The 17297-nt window shown below is 62.9% G+C and carries 16 protein-coding genes, 1 tRNA gene and 1 pseudogene; 10 read left to right on the forward strand and 8 right to left on the reverse strand.

The genetic code is table 11. The features are described 5' to 3' along the window. Positions 1-126: 126 nt before the first annotated feature. From P6U29_RS18400 to P6U29_RS18410, 3 genes are all read left to right on the forward strand, one after another. The gene (locus tag P6U29_RS18400; protein ID WP_407118854.1) at positions 127-2142 is read left to right on the forward strand and encodes an acetyl-CoA carboxylase biotin carboxylase subunit; all 2016 of its coding nucleotides are present in this window, start codon (positions 127-129) and stop codon (positions 2140-2142) included. A 222-nt stretch (positions 2143-2364) separates the two neighbouring features. Beyond that, on the forward strand, positions 2365-3231 hold the full coding sequence (locus P6U29_RS18405; RefSeq protein ID WP_407118855.1) for an oxaloacetate decarboxylase: 867 nt from the start codon (positions 2365-2367) through the stop codon (positions 3229-3231). Next, positions 3228-3527 carry an acylphosphatase gene (locus P6U29_RS18410; RefSeq protein WP_407118856.1) on the forward strand — a complete coding sequence of 100 codons (300 nt, stop codon included), beginning with the start codon at positions 3228-3230 and terminating at the stop codon, positions 3525-3527. The genes P6U29_RS18405 and P6U29_RS18410 overlap by 4 nt, the downstream gene beginning before the upstream one ends. Positions 3528-3593: 66 nt before the next feature. Here P6U29_RS18410 and P6U29_RS18415 read toward each other — a convergent pair whose 3' ends face one another. After that, on the reverse strand, positions 3594-5111 hold the full coding sequence (locus P6U29_RS18415) for an ATP-binding protein (RefSeq protein ID WP_407118857.1): 1518 nt from the start codon (positions 5109-5111) through the stop codon (positions 3594-3596). 134 nt (positions 5112-5245) lie between these two features. Here P6U29_RS18415 and P6U29_RS18420 point away from each other — a divergent pair, with 134 nt between their 5' ends. The 4 genes and pseudogenes from P6U29_RS18420 to P6U29_RS18435 all read left to right on the forward strand — a co-directional run bounded on the left by P6U29_RS18420 (position 5246) and on the right by P6U29_RS18435 (position 8346). Further along, a complete protein-coding gene (locus P6U29_RS18420) occupies positions 5246-5803 on the forward strand; it encodes a GbsR/MarR family transcriptional regulator (protein ID WP_407118858.1) in 558 nt (185 codons plus the stop codon). 16 nt (positions 5804-5819) lie between these two features. After that, positions 5820-6484, forward strand: a pseudogene (locus P6U29_RS18425) (DUF4166 domain-containing protein). Further along, complete coding sequence (locus tag P6U29_RS18430; RefSeq protein WP_407118859.1) at positions 6481-7917, forward strand: TIGR01777 family oxidoreductase; 1437 nt, start codon at positions 6481-6483, stop codon at positions 7915-7917. Before P6U29_RS18425 ends, P6U29_RS18430 begins: the two are co-directional and overlap by 4 nt. A gap of 60 nt (positions 7918-7977) precedes the next feature. Then, complete coding sequence (locus P6U29_RS18435; RefSeq protein WP_407118860.1) at positions 7978-8346, forward strand: hypothetical protein; 369 nt, start codon at positions 7978-7980, stop codon at positions 8344-8346. On the opposite strand, the gene P6U29_RS18440 is transcribed toward P6U29_RS18435, so the two are convergent. Beyond that, complete coding sequence (locus P6U29_RS18440; RefSeq protein ID WP_407118861.1) at positions 8343-9197, reverse strand: LysR family transcriptional regulator; 855 nt, start codon at positions 9195-9197, stop codon at positions 8343-8345. The genes P6U29_RS18435 and P6U29_RS18440 overlap by 4 nt on opposite strands. Positions 9198-9308: 111 nt before the next feature. Here P6U29_RS18440 and P6U29_RS18445 point away from each other — a divergent pair, with 111 nt between their 5' ends. Beyond that, entirely contained in the window at positions 9309-9731 is a 423-nt protein-coding gene (locus P6U29_RS18445; protein WP_407118862.1) for a 4-oxalocrotonate tautomerase family protein, read from the forward strand. Between the two features lie 52 nt (positions 9732-9783). Here the strand turns inward: P6U29_RS18445 and P6U29_RS18450 are convergent, their stop codons facing one another. Together P6U29_RS18450 and lipB are read right to left on the reverse strand one after the other, a co-directional pair. Next, positions 9784-10497: a DNA helicase gene (locus P6U29_RS18450; RefSeq protein ID WP_407118863.1), complete on the reverse strand. Its 714-nt coding sequence runs from the start codon at positions 10495-10497 to the stop codon at positions 9784-9786. Between the two features lie 186 nt (positions 10498-10683). Continuing rightward, a complete protein-coding gene (gene lipB / locus P6U29_RS18455) occupies positions 10684-11433 on the reverse strand; it encodes a lipoyl(octanoyl) transferase LipB (protein ID WP_407118864.1) in 750 nt (249 codons plus the stop codon). Positions 11434-11500: 67 nt separating this feature from the next. On the opposite strand from lipB, the gene P6U29_RS18460 reads away from it, so the two are divergent. Then, a complete protein-coding gene (locus tag P6U29_RS18460) occupies positions 11501-11743 on the forward strand; it encodes a FliM/FliN family flagellar motor switch protein (RefSeq protein WP_018647371.1) in 243 nt (80 codons plus the stop codon). A 174-nt stretch (positions 11744-11917) separates the two neighbouring features. After that, a tRNA-Leu gene (locus tag P6U29_RS18465) sits at positions 11918-12002 on the forward strand. Positions 12003-12094: 92 nt separating this feature from the next. On the opposite strand, the gene P6U29_RS18470 is transcribed toward P6U29_RS18465, so the two are convergent. The 4 genes from P6U29_RS18470 to P6U29_RS18485 all read right to left on the reverse strand — a co-directional run bounded on the left by P6U29_RS18470 (position 12095) and on the right by P6U29_RS18485 (position 17250). Next, positions 12095-13285: a DUF3182 family protein gene (locus tag P6U29_RS18470; protein WP_407118865.1), complete on the reverse strand. Its 1191-nt coding sequence runs from the start codon at positions 13283-13285 to the stop codon at positions 12095-12097. A 743-nt stretch (positions 13286-14028) separates the two neighbouring features. After that, the gene (locus P6U29_RS18475) at positions 14029-15126 is read right to left on the reverse strand and encodes a glutamate-cysteine ligase family protein (protein WP_407118866.1); all 1098 of its coding nucleotides are present in this window, start codon (positions 15124-15126) and stop codon (positions 14029-14031) included. A gap of 276 nt (positions 15127-15402) precedes the next feature. Then, positions 15403-16509 carry a S1C family serine protease gene (locus P6U29_RS18480; RefSeq protein WP_407118867.1) on the reverse strand — a complete coding sequence of 369 codons (1107 nt, stop codon included), beginning with the start codon at positions 16507-16509 and terminating at the stop codon, positions 15403-15405. 297 nt (positions 16510-16806) lie between these two features. Beyond that, positions 16807-17250: a CBS domain-containing protein gene (locus P6U29_RS18485; RefSeq protein WP_407118868.1), complete on the reverse strand. Its 444-nt coding sequence runs from the start codon at positions 17248-17250 to the stop codon at positions 16807-16809. Positions 17251-17297 lie beyond the last annotated feature (47 nt).

Raw genomic sequence — 17297 nt, forward strand, 5'->3', positions numbered from 1 at the left:
GAAGCCCCGGATTTAGACCGTTGCCTCCGGCCCATTTTGCTGTACCACGGGAGCCACACGGCCCGTCCCACAGGCCCCCAACGGCCAGGGGAAGGGTCCCGCCCAAGGTCGAGACTCAAGAAAAGCATGTTCAAACGCATTCTGATCGCCAATCGCGGCGAAATCGCCTGCCGGCTCATCAAGACTGCCCGCAAGATGGGAATTCAGACGGTTGCGGTCTATTCCGAGGCCGACCGCGACGCCCTCCATGTCGAGATGGCCGACGAGGCGGTGCTGATCGGCCCGGCCGCCGCCGCGGAGAGCTATCTGGTGATCGAGAAGATCGTGGATGCCTGCCGCAAGACCGGCGCGGAAGCGGTGCATCCCGGCTACGGCTTCCTGTCCGAGCGCGAGGCGTTTCCGCGGGCGCTGGCGGCGGCCGGCATCGTCTTCATCGGCCCGAACCCTGACGCGATCGCCGCAATGGGCGACAAGATCGAATCCAAGAAGGCGGCCGCCAAGGCCAAGGTCTCGACTGTGCCGGGCTATCTCGGCGTCATCGAGGACGACAAGCACGCGGTCCGCATCGCCGACGAGATCGGCTATCCCGTGATGATCAAGGCGTCGGCCGGCGGCGGCGGCAAGGGCATGCGCATCGCGCATTCGAAGGCCGAGGTCGCCGAAGGCTTTAACCTTGCCAAGGCCGAGGCCAAGGCCTCGTTCGGCGACGACCGCGTCTTCGTCGAGAAGTTCATCGTCGATCCCCGCCACATCGAAATCCAGGTGCTGGGCGACAAGCACGGCAACGTGATCTATCTCGGCGAGCGCGAATGCTCGATCCAGCGCCGCAACCAGAAGGTCATCGAGGAAGCGCCGTCGCCGCTGCTCGACGAGGAAACCCGCCGCAAGATGGGCGAGCAGGCGGTCGCGCTGGCAAAGGCCGTGCACTACGATTCCGCCGGTACCGTCGAGTTCGTCGCCGGGCAGGACAAGAGCTTCTATTTCCTGGAGATGAACACGCGCCTCCAGGTCGAGCATCCCGTCACCGAGCTCGTCACCGGGATCGATCTCGTCGAGCAGATGATCCGCGTCGCCGCCGGCGAGAAGCTCGCCATCGCGCAGAAGGACGTCACGCTGACGGGCTGGGCGGTGGAATCGCGCCTCTATGCCGAGGATCCGTTCCGCAACTTCCTGCCCTCGATCGGCCGTCTCGTGAAATATCGCCCGCCAGCGGAAGCCAGCAAGGACGGCATCACCATCCGCAACGATACCGGCGTGCAGGAGGGCGGCGAGATTTCGATCCATTACGATCCGATGATCGCCAAGCTCGTCACGCATGCGCCGTCGCGCGCGGCCGCCATCGAGGCGCAGTCGACCGCGCTGGACTCGTTCTATGTCGACGGCATCAGGCACAACATCCCGTTCCTGTCGGCGCTGATGCACCATCCGCGCTGGCGCGAGGGACGGCTCTCGACCGGCTTCATCGCCGAGGAATTCCCCAAGGGGTTTGCGGTGCGCGTGCCCGAAGGCGAGGTCGCGCGAAGGATCGCCGCGGTCGGCGCCGCCATCGATCACGTGCTGGGGGAGCGCAAGCGGCAGATCTCGGGCCAAATGGGTGGGCGGGTCGTGCAGCGTGAGCGGCGTCGCGCGGTCTGGCTCGATCGTCAGGAGATCCTGCTCGAGGTGGCGCGCGATGGCGAGGCGATCGCGATCCGCTTCATCGATGCCGAGGGCAAGGCCGGCAACGCGCAGCTGTTGCAGTCGCCGTGGAAGCCGGGCGATCCGGTCTGGCAGGGCACCATCGACGGGCAGTTCGTCGCCGTGCAGGCGCGGCCGATCGCGAACGGCATCCGTCTCGCGCATCAGGGCGTCGAAGTGCCGGTCTATGTCTGGACCGAGGCTGAGGCGGCCTCCGCGCGGCTGATGCCGGTGACGACGGCCTCCGACACCGGCAAGAAGCTGCTCTGCCCGATGCCCGGCCTTGTGGTCTCGATTGCGGTCAGCGAAGGGCAGGAGGTCAAGGCCGGCGAGACGCTGGCGGTGGTCGAAGCCATGAAGATGCAGAACGTGCTGCGCGCCGAGCAGGACGGTACCGTGAAGAAGATCCACGCCAGCGCCGGCGCGACGCTCGCGGTGGACGCGCTGATATTGGAGTTTGCGTAGCGAAGCCCACTCTCGTGTCCCGGACGCGATGCAACGCATTAGCGTTGCTTCGCAGAGCCGGGACCCAGATCATTGGCGTATCACTCAGCAGCATGGGCCCCGGCTCTGCAGCGCATCGCTGAAGGGCGCTGCGCTGCGTCCGGGGCACGAGAGGCGCCATATTTCCTTCACTCGCAGTGACGGAGTATGCTGCAGCTTCCGTGATCTAACCGAGACAACACCATGGCCTTTCGTTCCCGCCGCGAGAAACTGCGATCGATCCTGTCGGGCGGGACGTGCGTCCATCCCGGCTCCGTCTACGACGCCATCTCGATCCGGATCGCGGAGGATCTCGGCTTTCCGCTCGGGATGTTCGGGGGATCAGTGGCCTCGCTCGCCGTGCTCGGCGACCCCGATGTCACGCTGATCACGCTCATCGAGCTTGCCGAGCAGATGCGGCGGATGTCGCGCGCCTCAGCGCTCCCCGTTCTGGTCGATGCCGATCACGGCTACGGCAATGCGCTCAACGTGCGCCGCACGGTGCAGGAGCTGGAGACGGCCGGTGCCGCCGGCCTCACCATCGAGGACACGCTGCTGCCGGCAGCGTTCGGGGAGACGAAGACGCAGCTGATCTCGCTCGAGGAAGGCGTCGGAAAGATGAAGGCGGCGCTCGACAGCCGCAGCGATCCCTCGCTCGTCATTATGGGCCGCACGGGCGCTGCCGCGATCACCTCGATCGAGGATGCGGTTCGCCGCGCCCGGGCTTATGAGGCCGCGGGGGTCGATGCGCTGTTCTTCACCGGCATCAAATCGCGAACCGAGCTCGAAGCCATCTCATCCGCCACACGCCTGCCGATCGTGCTCGGAGGCGCGCCGGAGGAACTGAACGCGCTCGATTACCTTACGAGCCGGCGCGTACGCATCGCGCTCCAAGGCCATGCGCCGATCGCCGCCGCGACGCAGGCGGTCTACGCGACGCAGAAGGCGTTGCGCGAGGGCATGGCGCCGAAAAGCCTCAAGGGTCTGGCATCATCGGAGCTGATGGCCCGCGTCACGCGCGAGAGCGACGTCAAGGCGCGCAGCGCCGACTTTCTCGGGTTGAAGACATGAGCCGGGTGATTCTCCAGGTCATGATCCGCGGCCGCGTGCAGGGCGTTGGCTACCGCGCCTGGGTCGAATATCAGGCGGCTGCATGCGGTCTCGAGGGCTGGGTTCGCAACCGCCGCGACGGCAGTGTGGAGGCGCTGTTCGCTGGCACGCCGAAACACGTTGCCGACATGGTCGCGCTGTGCCGCCACGGCCCGCCGTCCTCGCGCGTCGACAGTGTCACCAGTGAAACCGCCAGCGCGGATGAGCTGAATCTACGCCGGGCAGGGGAGACGTTCTCGGTACTGCCGACGGTCTGAGAGCTGAGCTTCTCTCCGGGCTGGAGGTGCGCTCGTTCGCCCCGCTCTTACGGGAGAAGTGAACGCTCACCTTGGCAACTTGGCGATTGCCTCGCTCAGTTCATGAATCTCGTAGGGTTTGCGCAGGATCGGGAAATCGCCGCGCACGCCGGCGGCGACCTCGCTATAACCGGTGGCAAGCAGGATCGGCAGGCCGGGGCGGATCTGGCGGAGGTGATGGGCGAGGCTGAGCCCGTCCATCTTGCCGGGCATGACGATGTCCGAGAACACGAAGTCGACGCCGTTGTTCTCGATCTCAAGCAATGCCGCTTCGGCATCGGCGACCCGGCGCACTTGGTAGCCGAGCTGCTCCAGAAGGCCGGTGCTGACGGATGCGACGTCGGGATTGTCCTCGACCAGCAGCACCGTGCCGCTGCCGCGGAGCGGCGTCCCCGATGTCTCGCGCGACGGTGCATCCGTGCCGCGCGGCAGCACGATGGTGAATGTGGTGCCCTTTCCGAGCTCGCTTGCGACCTGCACGGTGCCGCCGGCCTGGTGGGCGAAGCCGTGCACCTGCGAAAGGCCAAGGCCGGTGCCCTTTCCGATCGGCTTGGTCGTGAAGAACGGCTCGAAGATCTTGTCGAGAACGTCGGAAGGAATTCCAAGCCCGGTATCGGTGACGTCGATTGCGACGAAGTCGCCGGCGAGGTGCCGCTCGTTCAGCACGACATTGCGCGCTCCAATCGTCACCGTGCCGCCGTCCGGCATCGCGTCACGCGCGTTGATGACGAGGTTGAGCAGCGCGGTCTCGAGCTCGGAGACGTCGGCCTTGATGGGCCATGTGCCTGAAGGGATGTCAAAGGCGAGACGCACGGAACTGCCTACGCCAGCGTCGAGCACCTCGCGGATGGCCGCGATGCGTTCGGCGAAATCGATCGCCTGCGGGTTGACGCTCTGCCGCCGCGCGAAGGTGAGGAGCTGGTTGGTCAGCGCGGCGCCGCGTTTGGTCGCGGTCTCGATCGCGGACATGGCGCGCTCGAGCTTGGGGTCGTCAGGAGCGCTCTTCTTCAGGATATGAAGGCTGCCGCTGATGATCATCAGAAGATTGTTGAAGTCGTGGGCAACCCCGCCGGTGAGCTGCCCGAGTGCATCGAATTTCTGGGATTCGGCCAGCTGCTTCTGCATCGCCTCCAACCTGAGCTGGGAGTTGCGACGCTCGGTGATGTCGCGGGTGATCTTGGCAAATCCGATCAGCGCGCCATCCTCGTAGATCGGGTCGATCACCACGCTGGCCCAGAAGAAAGTGCCGTCCTTTCGGACGCGCCAGCCTTCCTCTTCGTATCGACCCTTTTCCCGCGCAATAGCGAGCGCCCGCGCGGGCTTGCCATTGGCGCGGTCGGTCTCGGTGTAGAAGCGCGAGAAATGTTGGCCCAGGATCTCCCGGGGCGAGTAGCCCTTGATGCGCTCGCCGCCGATATTCCAGCTGGTGATGGTCCCGGTCGGATCGAGCATGTAGAGGGCGTAGTCCGCAACGCCTTCAACTAGCAGCCGGAAACTGCGTTCGCTCTCGAACAAGTCTCTCTGCTGACTGGACTTTTTGACCATTCCGGACCCCGCCTCGACGGGAGCAAACGTCGGAGACAGCGGATTTGTTCCGTTCTATGAGACATTTTTAGGCAAGTGTCACGGCGGTGTGCGGGCTTCTTGACACGAACCCGGGTTCGTCAGATATTTCTGTTATGACAGAAACATCCGGAAAGAAGAAACTACCCGCCGCCGTCCAGCGCTTCATCCTGCATTGGGGCGACATGGGGGACGAGTGGGGGGTCAACCGCTCGGTCAGCCAGATCCACGGGCTGCTCTATCTGGCCGAGGCTCCGATGACGGCCGAGGACATCGCCGATACGCTCGGCATGGCGCGCTCCAATGTCTCGAACTCGCTGAAGGAGCTGCTCGCCTGGAATCTGATCCGCCGGGTACCGATCCTTGGTGATCGCCGCGATCATTACGAGGCTGAGACCGACATCTGGGAGGTCGCGGCTCGAATCGCGGCGCGGCGCAAGGAGAGGGAGATCGATCCGGCGATCGCAGCGCTTCGGGCCTGCGTGGCCGATGCCACCGATGATCCGACCATCAGTCCCGTCGCAGCCAAGCGCCTGAAGGAGATGCTCGCCTTCACCGAGCTCGCCGACCACTGGTTCATGCAGATGCTGCAAGTGCCGCGGCCGCGTCTCGTCGCCTTGATGCGACTTGGCGAAAAGATCGCCAACCTGCTGCCGATCGGCAAGGTCAAATAGCATTAAGGAGGGGGCGATGACGTCGGCTCGATTATTAGGCTCAAGCGCATCTTCCTCCGCCCACACCAAGCTGCTCGACGACCGCCGTTTCCGTGCGCTGCTGTCGGATGAGGATTGGGGCCGCCTGCCGCTCGCGACCTGGCGGGCTTCTCCAAACGCGTCGCCGACGGCGACAGCATCGTTTATGTCGGCGTGGTCGATGAGGTCGCCATCAGCGACATCGGCTGGTAGTTCGCACAAGCCGCGCGCCTGATCGGCGGACCATTGCCGACCGGCCGCGACATCGGTGTGCCCATGATCGTCACGGTCACTGAGGATGCCGCCAGTGGCGGCCAGACCTGGACGCGCATCTGCGCGCGCAAGCGCGGCTTTCCGCAAGTGATCCATTCGGCAAAGCGCTTCGCGGGCCCGACCGGTCTTGAAGAGTATGTCGGCTTCGGCGTCTCGATGGCGCTTCGCATCGCGGTCGAGGATCAGGTGCTGACTTTTCGCAGCGCTGGCTACGGCCTCCAGCTTGGACGCCTGTGGCTCGCGCTGCCGCGATGGCTGACGCCGGGCGACCTCACCGTGACGCATAGAGATCTCGGAGAGGGCGCCTTCCGCTTCACCCTCGATGTCACTCACCCGCGCTACGGCGCGCTGATCCATCAGTCCGCCTTGTTCAGGGAGGCCGTATCATGACGCCGCTGTTATGGACCCTCATCGCCATCCAGATCGTGATGGGCGTGTTCGACACCTTCTATCACCATGAATTCACCGAACGTCTGGCCTGGCGTCCGTCGCAGCGCTTTGAGCTGAAGCTCCATGGCATCCGCAATATGCTTTATGCGCTGCTGTTCCTGGTGCTCGGCTGGCTCGAGGTCTATGGCGTGCCGGCGCTCTTGATCGTCGCCGTGCTGGTCGCCGAGATCGTCATCACGCTGATGGATTTCGTCGAGGAGGATCTGAGCCGGAAACTGCCGCCGAGCGAGCGCATCAATCACACGCTGCTGGCGATCAACTATGGCGCGATCTTGGTGCTGCTGCTGCCGGTGCTGATCGATTGGGCGATGCGGCCGATCGGCATCAGCGTCGTGTATCAGGGGCTTCTCAGCATCGCCGCGAGTGCCTGTGCAGTCGGCGCTTCGCTTTGCGGTATCCGGGATTTTGCCGCGATGCGCCGGCTCGGCCGCATGAAGAGTGTGCCCGCACCTGGACTCGTCGAAAAAGTCGCCGGTCGCAAGACCGTGCTGATATCAGGCGCCACCGGCTTCATCGGCAGCCGTCTGGCGGCGAGCCTCAGCGGAGCAGGGCATCATGTCATCGCGCTGATCCGCAATCCTGCGAAGGCCGAGATGCTGCCGCCGCCGGTCACGCTGATCAGCAGCCTCGATCAGCTCGCCTCGGACACGCAGATCGGCGCCATCGTCAATCTTGCCGGTGAGCCGATCGGCAACGGCCTGTGGACCGAGGCGAAGCGCGCGAAGATCATCAGCTCCCGCATCAACGTGACCGGCGAGGTCGTGAAGCTGATCGCGCGGCTTGACCGCAAGCCCGAGGTGCTCGTCAGCGGCTCCGCGATCGGCTGGTACGGATTGTGGGCCGACCAGGTGCTGACGGAGTCGGCGAAATCTCATGCCTGCTTCAGCCACGAGCTGTGCGCGGCCTGGGAGAGCGCGGCGCGGCCGGCGGAGGAGCTCGGCGTGCGCGTGGTGTATTTGCGCATCGGCCTCGTGCTGGGCACGGAAGGCGGCTTCATCACGCGCATGCTGACGCCGTTCGAATTCGGCCTCGGCGGTCCGCTCGGCACCGGTCGGCAGTGGATGTCCTGGATCGAGCGCGACGATCTGATCCGGCTGATCGCCTATGTGGTGGCAACGCCCGATCTTTCAGGCCCGGTCAATGCCACCGCGCCGATCCCGGTCACCAACGCAAAGTTCACCGAGGAGCTCGGCCGCCGCCTGCACCGGCCCGCGGTGTTTCGCATTCCCGGCGGCCTGTTGCGGCGCATCGGTGGCGGCTTTGCCGATGAGCTGCTGCTCGGCGGTCAGCGCGTGCTGCCGAACAAGGCGCTCAGCCGTGGTTTCGTGTTTAGGCACGAGACGCTGCGCAGTGCGTTCGAGGCGATCTTGTGAGGTGATATTATGTCCTGCGCCGAATGTCCTCGCGCTCTGAACGGTTGGTTTCGTGGATGCGTGGCCGCGACCACGGTCCCGCATGCCATCATACTGGCCATCTTCATTGGAGCCATGAATAGCGCTGGACAGCTGGTGGGCATCGCCTTGATGCTCGTCTTCGTGCTGCCGCTAACGTTGCTTGTCGTCTGCACGCTCACGGGGCTTCCGGTTGGCGCGGTGATCTGGCTCGCCGAACGGCTGCGCATCCGGTCCCTGTTATTCCACTCGGCTTCAGGCGCCGCGATTGGGTCGCTGTTTTTCGCGCTGCTGTTCCAGATCGTCGGCTCGTTCGGCGCCGCGTTTGATCTCGCCGGCGGTTCGGCGGGACTTGTCTATTGGTTCGCCGCTGGCAGATACGCCGGGAAGGAAGGTCAGTGGTTTGGCTAGGCGGCCGCCACGCTCCGGAACGTCGCCGCGACCGTGCGCAGTGCGGCGAGTTTTGCGGGGTCGCTGACCTTCGAATGCAACATCACCTTCGAGCTGCCGAGTTTCGGCAGCTTCTGTGCAGGACCGATGTCGACCAGCCCCGGAGGCGCGATACGCCGCGCCAGCGGCGCGATTGCGAGTCCGGCAAGCGCGGCAGCTGCCACCGCGGTGACGCCGCCGCCGACGAAGCGCTCGCGCCAGGCGACACCGGCCTTGTTGAGCGCGCGCACGGCGATGGCGCGGACGCCGCAAGGCGGGGCGAGTGTCGCGAGCGGCAGCGGCCCGCTCTTCGGCAGGGTGAAGCGTCGCGAGGCGAACCAGCCAAACTCGTCCTCAGCCAGCTTCTCGCCGCCGCGGCGGCTGCCTTCCTGGCGCACGATCACCGCATCCAGCTCGCCCGCGTCATAGGCATCCTGCATCTCGCGCGAGAAGCCGATGGTGACTGCGAGGGTGAGATTCGCCGACATTGCGTGGAGCCGTTCGAGCAGCGGCACCAGCTCCGGACCTGCGGCGTGATCGGAGATGCCGAGCGCGAGCGACTGCGCGGCTGAAGCATCCCCGGAGAGTGCACGGTCATGCGCTTCCATCAGCGCGCGGGCGCGATCGAGGAAGGCCGCGCCGTCGGCAGTGAGCCGCACCGCACGCGGCGAGCGCTCGACGAGGCGTTTTCCCAGCAACGTCTCCAGCCGCTGCAGCTTGAGGCTGACAGCCGCTTGCGTCGTACCGAGCGCTTCGGCGGCACGGGTAAAGCTCTGGAGGTCGGTGACCAGCAGGAACGCCTGGACGGTGGCGATGTCGAGTGTGGCTGTCATTCCAAATCGTTATCATTGATATCAGTATAGATAAGATATCAAAATGACGTCTGCAGGTCTAGCTTCTCACCAACGCCGCGCAAATGGCGCGGCCTCTCAAGGAGAACCACCATGCCGCTGATCACCGTGTCCTACACCTCGTCTCGTCAGTCGCCCTCACTGAAGGCCGACATCGCGAATGCCGTGTCCGAGCTCACCGCAAAGATCCTGCATAAGGATCCCAAGGTCACCGCCATCATCGTGAAGTCCGTGGATGCGGGCGACTGGTTCGCCGGCGGCAAGTCGCTCGCCGAGCAGAAGCTCGCAAGTTACTGGATCGACATCCACGTCACCGAAGGCACCAACACCAAGGACGAGAAGGCGGCCTATCTCGCCGCCATGTTCGAGCGCATGGCCGAGATTCTGGGACCGCTGCATCCCGAGACTTACCTGCATGTCGACGAGGTCAAGGGCGACGCCTACGGTTTTGGCGGCCTCAGCCAGGAGCGGCGCTACATCGCCGGCAAGCTCGAGGTTGCGCTGCAGGCGGCGTGATGCCGAAAGCCGCGGGTGAGCGATCTCGCCCGCGGCCGGTTGCGAGGGATCGTCAGCTCGCTGCGCGGAACTGAACCTCGGAATTGCTAAGGAAGCACGTCTTGTCGAACAGCTTCAGGTCCAGCGGGTTCGGCAGTCTGACATCGCTGAGATCAGGACAGGGTTTGGTCGAGGGATCATAGGATCGATCGATCTGCGAGATGAAGATGACGATCAGCCCCTTGTCGCGTGCGAATGATTCCAGCGCGCGTACTTGAACGGAAAGGTCGGGGTTTTCCCGCCGCTGGTCGAGCAGTTGCAGATAGTCGATCACGACGAATGTGCCGCGCGGGGCCGAGGCCATCTGCTTGACGATGTAGTCGGCGCTGATCGCGTCGGAGCAATCGACCTCGAACAATTTGCCGAATTGCGCGGGATCGATGCCGATCGCCCGCAAGCGGTTCAGAACGTCTCTCTCAGTGTATTCGAGCGAGAAGAACGCGGCGTGGCTGCCTGATCTCATGGCCTCCACCGCAAGTTCGAGACTCATCAGGGTCTTGCCATGACCGGGACGCGCCCCGACCAGCACCAGGTCACCCGGCCGGAATTGAGGAAACAGCTTGCCGGCCGGCGTCTCCGCCGCGGCTTTCGCCGCGAGCAGGCTCCAGGCGGAAAACCCTTCCGTTGTGGCGATGCGGTCAAGTGCGTCGTGGAGTGGAATGCCTTCCTCGCGGGACAGGCGCTTCGCCTTGCGCTTGAGATGATAGATCGGCGCAGACAGTCTCATCGTGAGAACCTCCCATTGCGAGCATGATGGCAATCCCTCCTTATGCCCAGCGCTCGAACAGTCGGTCCGATGATCAATTCGCCCGGCATGAAGTCTGCTTTCCCGGCGGAGGGGGGAGGCGTGGGCGGCGCCGGAATTGAGCTTAGCCGATTCCACATCTGCGGAGAACGGCCTGGTGCGTGTCCGCTAGACGGCTGCCTCGGGCACCAGAGCCGTGGTCGGTCCGAACAGCTCTTCGAACGCCTGCCTCAACGCGATGTCGACGTCGGCCATGGTCACGAGCTGGCCGAGATCGACCAGCGAGGTGACGCCGTAGCGGGGATCGACGACACCGCAGGGCACGATGCCGGCGAAATGCGATAGCTCCGGCTCGACATTGATGGCGATGCCGTGAAAAGAGACCCAGCGCTTCAGGCGGACGCCGATCGCCGCGATCTTGTCCTCGTGATCCGCCCCCTTGTCGGGCCGCCTGACCCAGACACCAACCCGGTCCTCGCGCCGCTCGCCGCGGACGTTGAAGGCGGCCAGCGTGCGCAGAATCAACTCTTCCAGGCTCGCGACATAGGCTCGCACGTCCGGCCGGCGGCGCTTGAGGTCGAGCATGACATAGACCACCCGCTGGCCCGGTCCGTGATAGGTGAGCTGCCCGCCGCGCCCGGTTGCGAAGGTCGGGAAACGGGCATCGAGCAGGTCGGCCTCCTTGCCCGAGGTGCCCGAGGTGTAGAGCGGGGGGTGTTCGAGCAGCCAGACCAATTCCGGGGCCTCGCCTGCCGCAATCGCGGCGACCCGGGCCTCCATGGCGGCCACCGCGTCCGGATAGGGCACCGGAGCGTCCGAGATCAGCCATTGGACGGGCTCGCCGCCTGAGGCGGAAAACGACGTCAGATCGAGCTCTTGACGCTGGTTTTGGCGGGGGTTTTCAGGCGAATTAACCATTGGCTAACCATAACGTGGTGATCATCTCGGGAGCAAATGCCAGTCTCATGTTGCGGCGGTCCTGACAGTGCCCACTCTCGATAAAGTCACCGTGGATCTCATGGTCGTCCTCGGAACGACCACCATGCCGATCCATCAAGTATTACGTCTTTCCCGTGGCGCCATCATCGAGCTGGATGCAACAGAGGCCGACGAGGTCAAGGTGTTGGCGAATAATCTGCCGGTTGCCTCCGGCGTCGTGCTGGTCGACCGCAACCGGATCGCGGTCGAGGTCAAGCAGATGCTGCCGCGCTCGCCGGGGACCCGGTAGGGCACGCGGGAGCGGCCCGGTCACCCGGTAAGGCCGATCTCCTGGGGAGGGCGGCGTTTTTCCTGCCCCGCTTGTGGAATTCAGGGCTTTTGCAGGCTTGTATCCCCATGATGGATTTGTTAGATCGGCGCCGCTGATCCGGCCGGCCTCAAAACCTCAAGCCGGCATCCCTTAGCGCTCGTGGCGGAACTGGTAGACGCGCTGCCTTGAGGTGGCAGTGGGTAACACCGTGGGGGTTCGAGTCCCTCCGAGCGCACCAATGATCCTCATTAAATATTTGATATTGCTTGGTTTTGTTGGCCTGGGCCGTCTGGTCACTCCTGTGCGACTTGTGCGCCCCGACTCAGAAAACTAGGTTGGCTCTGCGGTACACGCGGCCGTCGTGTATCTGATCAACGGACCCTCTTCAGGATCTTCATCATCGAAATGGATGGTTGCGCCAGCCGGGGTTCTGCGTAGCTTCCCATAGTGCTTCACCGATGCCGTCTCGACCACGTGTAAGCTGGAATCGTCTGCGAACGCGGTCAGAGCGGCGAGTTCGGCAGTACTCGCGCCGCCGGAGCGCCAGGACGCCTCAAATACTCCGGATCGCCATTGTCCGGTCCCATCGATGCCTTGTCCAACATCATAGTTTCGGCGTGAGGCCAAGAAGCCCCGATATCTGGTGGCGTTCCGATCGTATATTCGAGCTTGATCTACGGCGAGCCTCGCCTCTGTCTCCATGGGAAGATTGTCGAGGACCGACCAGCCGCCCCGAGCGCAAATCAGATGCGAGCCGCCATAGACCCGAAGTCCATGATTGTTGGTAACCGACCGTTGCGTGCCGTGATAGGCGATCGAGCGGTCGCCGATCATCGTGCAACCGACGCTTCGGGTGACGACTTGACGCAAATTGACCTCGAGCGACAGGCCGTGAGATGCCAGTTTATCCGTCGGGAATTTCTCCAAGTAAGCTTCCAGTTCATCAATGTTCGTGATGACCGTCTGTCCATGACCGCCGTCGCCCAACGGCTCCTTCACGCGAACCGGCCCCAGTGCCAATAGCCGCTTAGCTGCCAATCTGGCATCGTCAGCGCCAAATGCGGTGTAGCCCGGCAGAACCGCATCACGGACACCGTCTCCGAAGGCAAATGACCAGCCGCGCGGCCGGGCCGCATGCTTGGCGACAAGGGGATGCGTGATGGCCTTCGTCTTGACGAAGGAATATGGCACCACGGCGCCGTAGAGCTGATGCGGAGACTGAATTCCGAGATCCCGCGCCTCCTCGACCACGAGCGTGTCGCTGGGAACGAAGAAAAGACCAGCGGCCACATGCGTCTTCGGGCCGTACTCACCTACAAATCGACAGCCTTTTAGCCGCGCGATGCTCTCAGCCACCACGGAAAGCGTGACTTTTTCGTGGGTGTACATCGGCGCGCCCAGATGAGGGAAGAGGCAGGCGACCGCGCCGATCCCGTGCTCGCGCGCAATCTCACGAACCGCCGATGGCCGTGTTTGACGCGATCTATGCTGAAGCAGATGAGGGAATGTGGGTCGATCCATGCGCAACCACCTCGGCAACCGAGCATTGGTCAGTGCTTGGACGGAACCGTCTGACGGGGAGACTGAACATCCCCACTCAGATAACGTAGATCACTGCAAGATGTGCCAAGGGGTCAAAGGTCATATGCTCATCGACAGTGCGAAGCGCTTGCATCTCTCGGTTTCTTTCGAACTCGCGGATGGAGAATGTATTGCACTGCAAGGCTGATCGGGGTGGGCAAGAGCTTGCTGCTCCGCGCCATTGCCGATCTTGATCCAAATGAAGGTTCCGTTGAGTTGCACGGGATATCGCGGGACCGATGTCAGCCCCTGTTTGGCGTAGGCAGGTGACCTATGTAGCTGCCGAAGCGGCTGGTGGGCTGACACGGTGCAGGAGCACTTTACCGACCGGGATCTGGCCATTCCGTTGCTGCATTTGCGGGTGCTTCTGTTGGACGAGCCCACCTCGGCGCTTGACGCGGGCATCGACCGCATCCGTGGAAGCCCTGGTTGCCGAGCGTGTCTTGGCCGGAACAAGCGTCCTATGGAGCACCCACAACAGTGGCCAGGCTCGTCGCGTCGGATCTCGTCTGTTCGCGATGGCGAGCGGCGGCCACCTCGAGAAGCACTCGCTTCGAGTTACATCCAGCTGGCGGAACGGGTTTGGGCACTCTTGCGGCAGTCATAGGCGGCGGACGTTTGCGAACTGCTCATCGGCACCGGATTGCGCCTGGGTGTCTGATCGCCTCCGAAAAGTGATCGAGTTATCGTAGATCGAGGAGATCACGCAACACGTTCGGTATGGATTGCTCGCGCTCGAAGAGATCGATGATGTCATCGGCGGGGACTCTGCCGGTCTCCAGCCTGGCACGAAAATGATCGAGCGGCTGGCAATCGAAACCCCAATGGCTCAGCGCGCTCGGCGCTTTTGATAGGACTTCATGGGCTCGCTCGCGAGCACTCTCCGCATGGAGGCCAAATCGAGCAACCTGTCCCATGTCGAAGATCCGCGTTTGCTCCGTCGCCCGTCCTAACAGTCGCTCGTCGAGGATCAGTGTGAGCCACATCAGAAAATAGGCTTGATAGTCGACAAGATACGGAGTCATTTCGAGCGTCTTGAATTCGAGACGCCGGTGTTCCTTCGGGTGAATAGAAATCGCCGGTGCAATGGTGCTCCGATGGTACGTGCGCACGGATTTTCCAATGGAGCCGCGAATGCGCCAAAGATTCCCACGATATAAAGGCGAGGCAACTGTGAGGGCAGTGAGAGCAGGGGCGTAGTAATTTACTTTGCGATGGAGTTCGTGCAGGTCCAGTTGGGCCGTTATCTCGGGCGGCACGCTGACATTGATGTCAGGGCCATACGTGGTCATCGCCTCCATGGCCCACTGCCAATGGTCGTAACGGCGCTTGTTCTGCGGACCTTCGAAATGGTCCTCGATCGGATGAAAGGAGAGCGTTGCGGCGCGGTATCCGTGCTCCGAGAGAGATCGTTGCATCCGGCCGTGAAGCGTGGCGAATGTGGCAACGCACTCCTCAACTGAGTTGCATATCGGAGTCCGAATCTCCACTCCCTTTGGCAACAAAGCAGTCGGCTTCAAATCCGGGCCGGGAAGCTGATAGCCTTCGACCACGAACGGCATTCTCTTGCGGTGAAGCGGGATGAGGTCCAAGCCCTCTTGATCGAAATCGCTGACGTCAATCGCTTCCAGAGCGAGATTGAGGTCCTCAAATCGAAGTTCGGGATGCCACAGAGGACGGCACGAAACGGCATCGACCAGAAGAAACTCTGCTTCCAAGCCGAAATGAAATCCTGAACCAGGGCCGGCCATGTCCTCATCACTTCCAAAAGGGCGCGACATGCCTCATCCGCGAGACATTGCCCTATGCGCGTTTTGACAACGGCGGCCTGAGGTCAGCTTCCCACTCGCAGAGATCAACTCGTTGTGAAGAGGTCGCGGTTGGGCCAAGACGCATTGCTATGCACAACGACGGTGTTTCGAGTGTGCGTGGCTGGAAAAGTTGGCGGGCAGGCGGGATAAGCGAACGGGATCCACGACGGCTCCGCAGGAATCCCGCAATTTAGCCGGGCAGGGCGACACGAACTGCACGTTGCGGCCGCGGGAGGACGTTGACTACTACTCCGGATTTGTAGGTAGACGCTGCCGAGGCTCGCGTGGGAGCTGGTCCAAGGTCACGCTCAATATTCTTTGCTTTCCGGCCCGAACCATCGCGAGTTGAGCTGAGGAGCCGGGCGCCATTGCGTGGATCTTCTTTGTCAATTCGGAGGCGCTCCTGATCGCATCTCCTTCTACCTTCGTGATGACGTCGCCGGTTCGCAAGCCGGCCTTCGCCGCGGAACCATTGGCTTGAACGTTGGTCACGATCGCACCGTGAAGATCGTCGGCACCGAGGCTATCGGAGATCTCGGGGGTAACTGATTGGACTTCGACCCCTATCGACCCGCGTGTTACGGTACCCTTCTCCTTCAATTGGGGTATCACGGTCCTGACCGTCTCGGCTGGAATGGCAAATGCAACTCCCGCCCAACCACCCGATAGGGAAAGGATCATGCTGTTCACGCCAATGACATCGCCGTTGGTGTCGAGACTAGGCCCGCCCGAATCTCCGCTGTTGATCGGTGCGTCAATCTGAAGGAAGCCGTCGGTCGGACCATTCTCGATTTCGCGTTCGCGCGCCGAGACGATGCCCGCCGTGACTGTTCCTCCAAGTCCGAATGGATTGCCCGCGGTGAGCACCCAGTCGCCGACGCGTGGTGATTGTTCGGCCACCTTCACGTAACCAAAGTCGGCCCGGCCGTCGACCTTGATGAGGGCCAGATCACTGAGCGGGTCCCTCCCGATCACCTTTGCCGAGTAGGTTTTCTTGTCGGTCGTGCGGATCTCGGCAGTACCGTTATCTTTGACGACATGGCTGTTGGTAACGGCGTAGCCGTCCGGAGAGATGAAGAAGCCCGATCCGATCGCAATCGTTTCGCGTACGTTCGGGTCGTTTTCGGAGGGTTGGCCATTGGGACTCGGAGCCCGCGCGTCGGGAGTATCTTCGTCTGGCATATCGCTGAACGGCAGATCTGGGAGAACTTGCCGGGGTTCGGCAGATTTCGAGATGACACCAATGACCGCCGGCTGAACTCTCTCAGCGATCTCAGCGAAGGTATTGGGCGCTCCATCCGATTTCGGCGCGGCAAGCGCGGTACTAACCGTCAGGGCCGTCAGCGCGACCATGCTGATCGCAGATGTTCGAAGGTGGGCGTGAATCAGTCTTCGTAACGCCAAGTCCATTTTCATAGCTCTTCCGTTGTCTGGCCCTCTGCTTCGATCGCCGGCTGTCGTGCCTTGCGAAGCCGTTCCGACAAAGATGTTGCGTCAGCCGAACGTGCACTCGCGCTTGCAAACGTGGCTCGACGTCGGGCGCCATGAGCTTGAATTGGTCATGATGCGTGCCTCTGGGCGGAGCCGAGCTACGGTCATTTGGGTGGCCGAAATCGTTTATGCTGAGTGCCGTTGCGGCTGCGACACTTGTTAGCCGCTCCGCATGTGGCGACGTTCCTTGTCAGTCGCCTCCGAAATGCCTTGCAGGGCATCCTGGGCTGCGTCTGCCTCGCAACGGCCGAGATCGGCAAGCGCCACCACACCGACCAGCCGCTTATCGCGGTTGAGGACGGGAAGCCGCCGCACTTGGTGTTTGGCCATGACCTGCGCCGCAGCTTGAGCGTCGTCATCCTCAAAGCAGTAACTCACGCCCTCGGACATGACCTCGCGGACGGTGATGTTTCCGGGCGCGCGGTCGGCCGCAACGCCACGCATCACAATGTCGCGGTCCGTCACCATCCCGATCAAACGGTCATGCTCGCCGACCGGCAGCGAACCAATATTGTCCGCGCGCATCTGGCGCGCGATATCGCGGACCGTCATGTTAGGGTCGGCGATCGCCACATTTCGTTCCATGATCTCATGGACCTGCATCGGCGTTCTCCTGAGAATGCGTGCTTTCTTCCGCCCAACGACAAGCT

It is taken from the genome of Bradyrhizobium sp. LMG 9283, assembly GCF_045571415.1.
Lineage (GTDB): Bacteria > Pseudomonadota > Alphaproteobacteria > Rhizobiales > Xanthobacteraceae > Bradyrhizobium.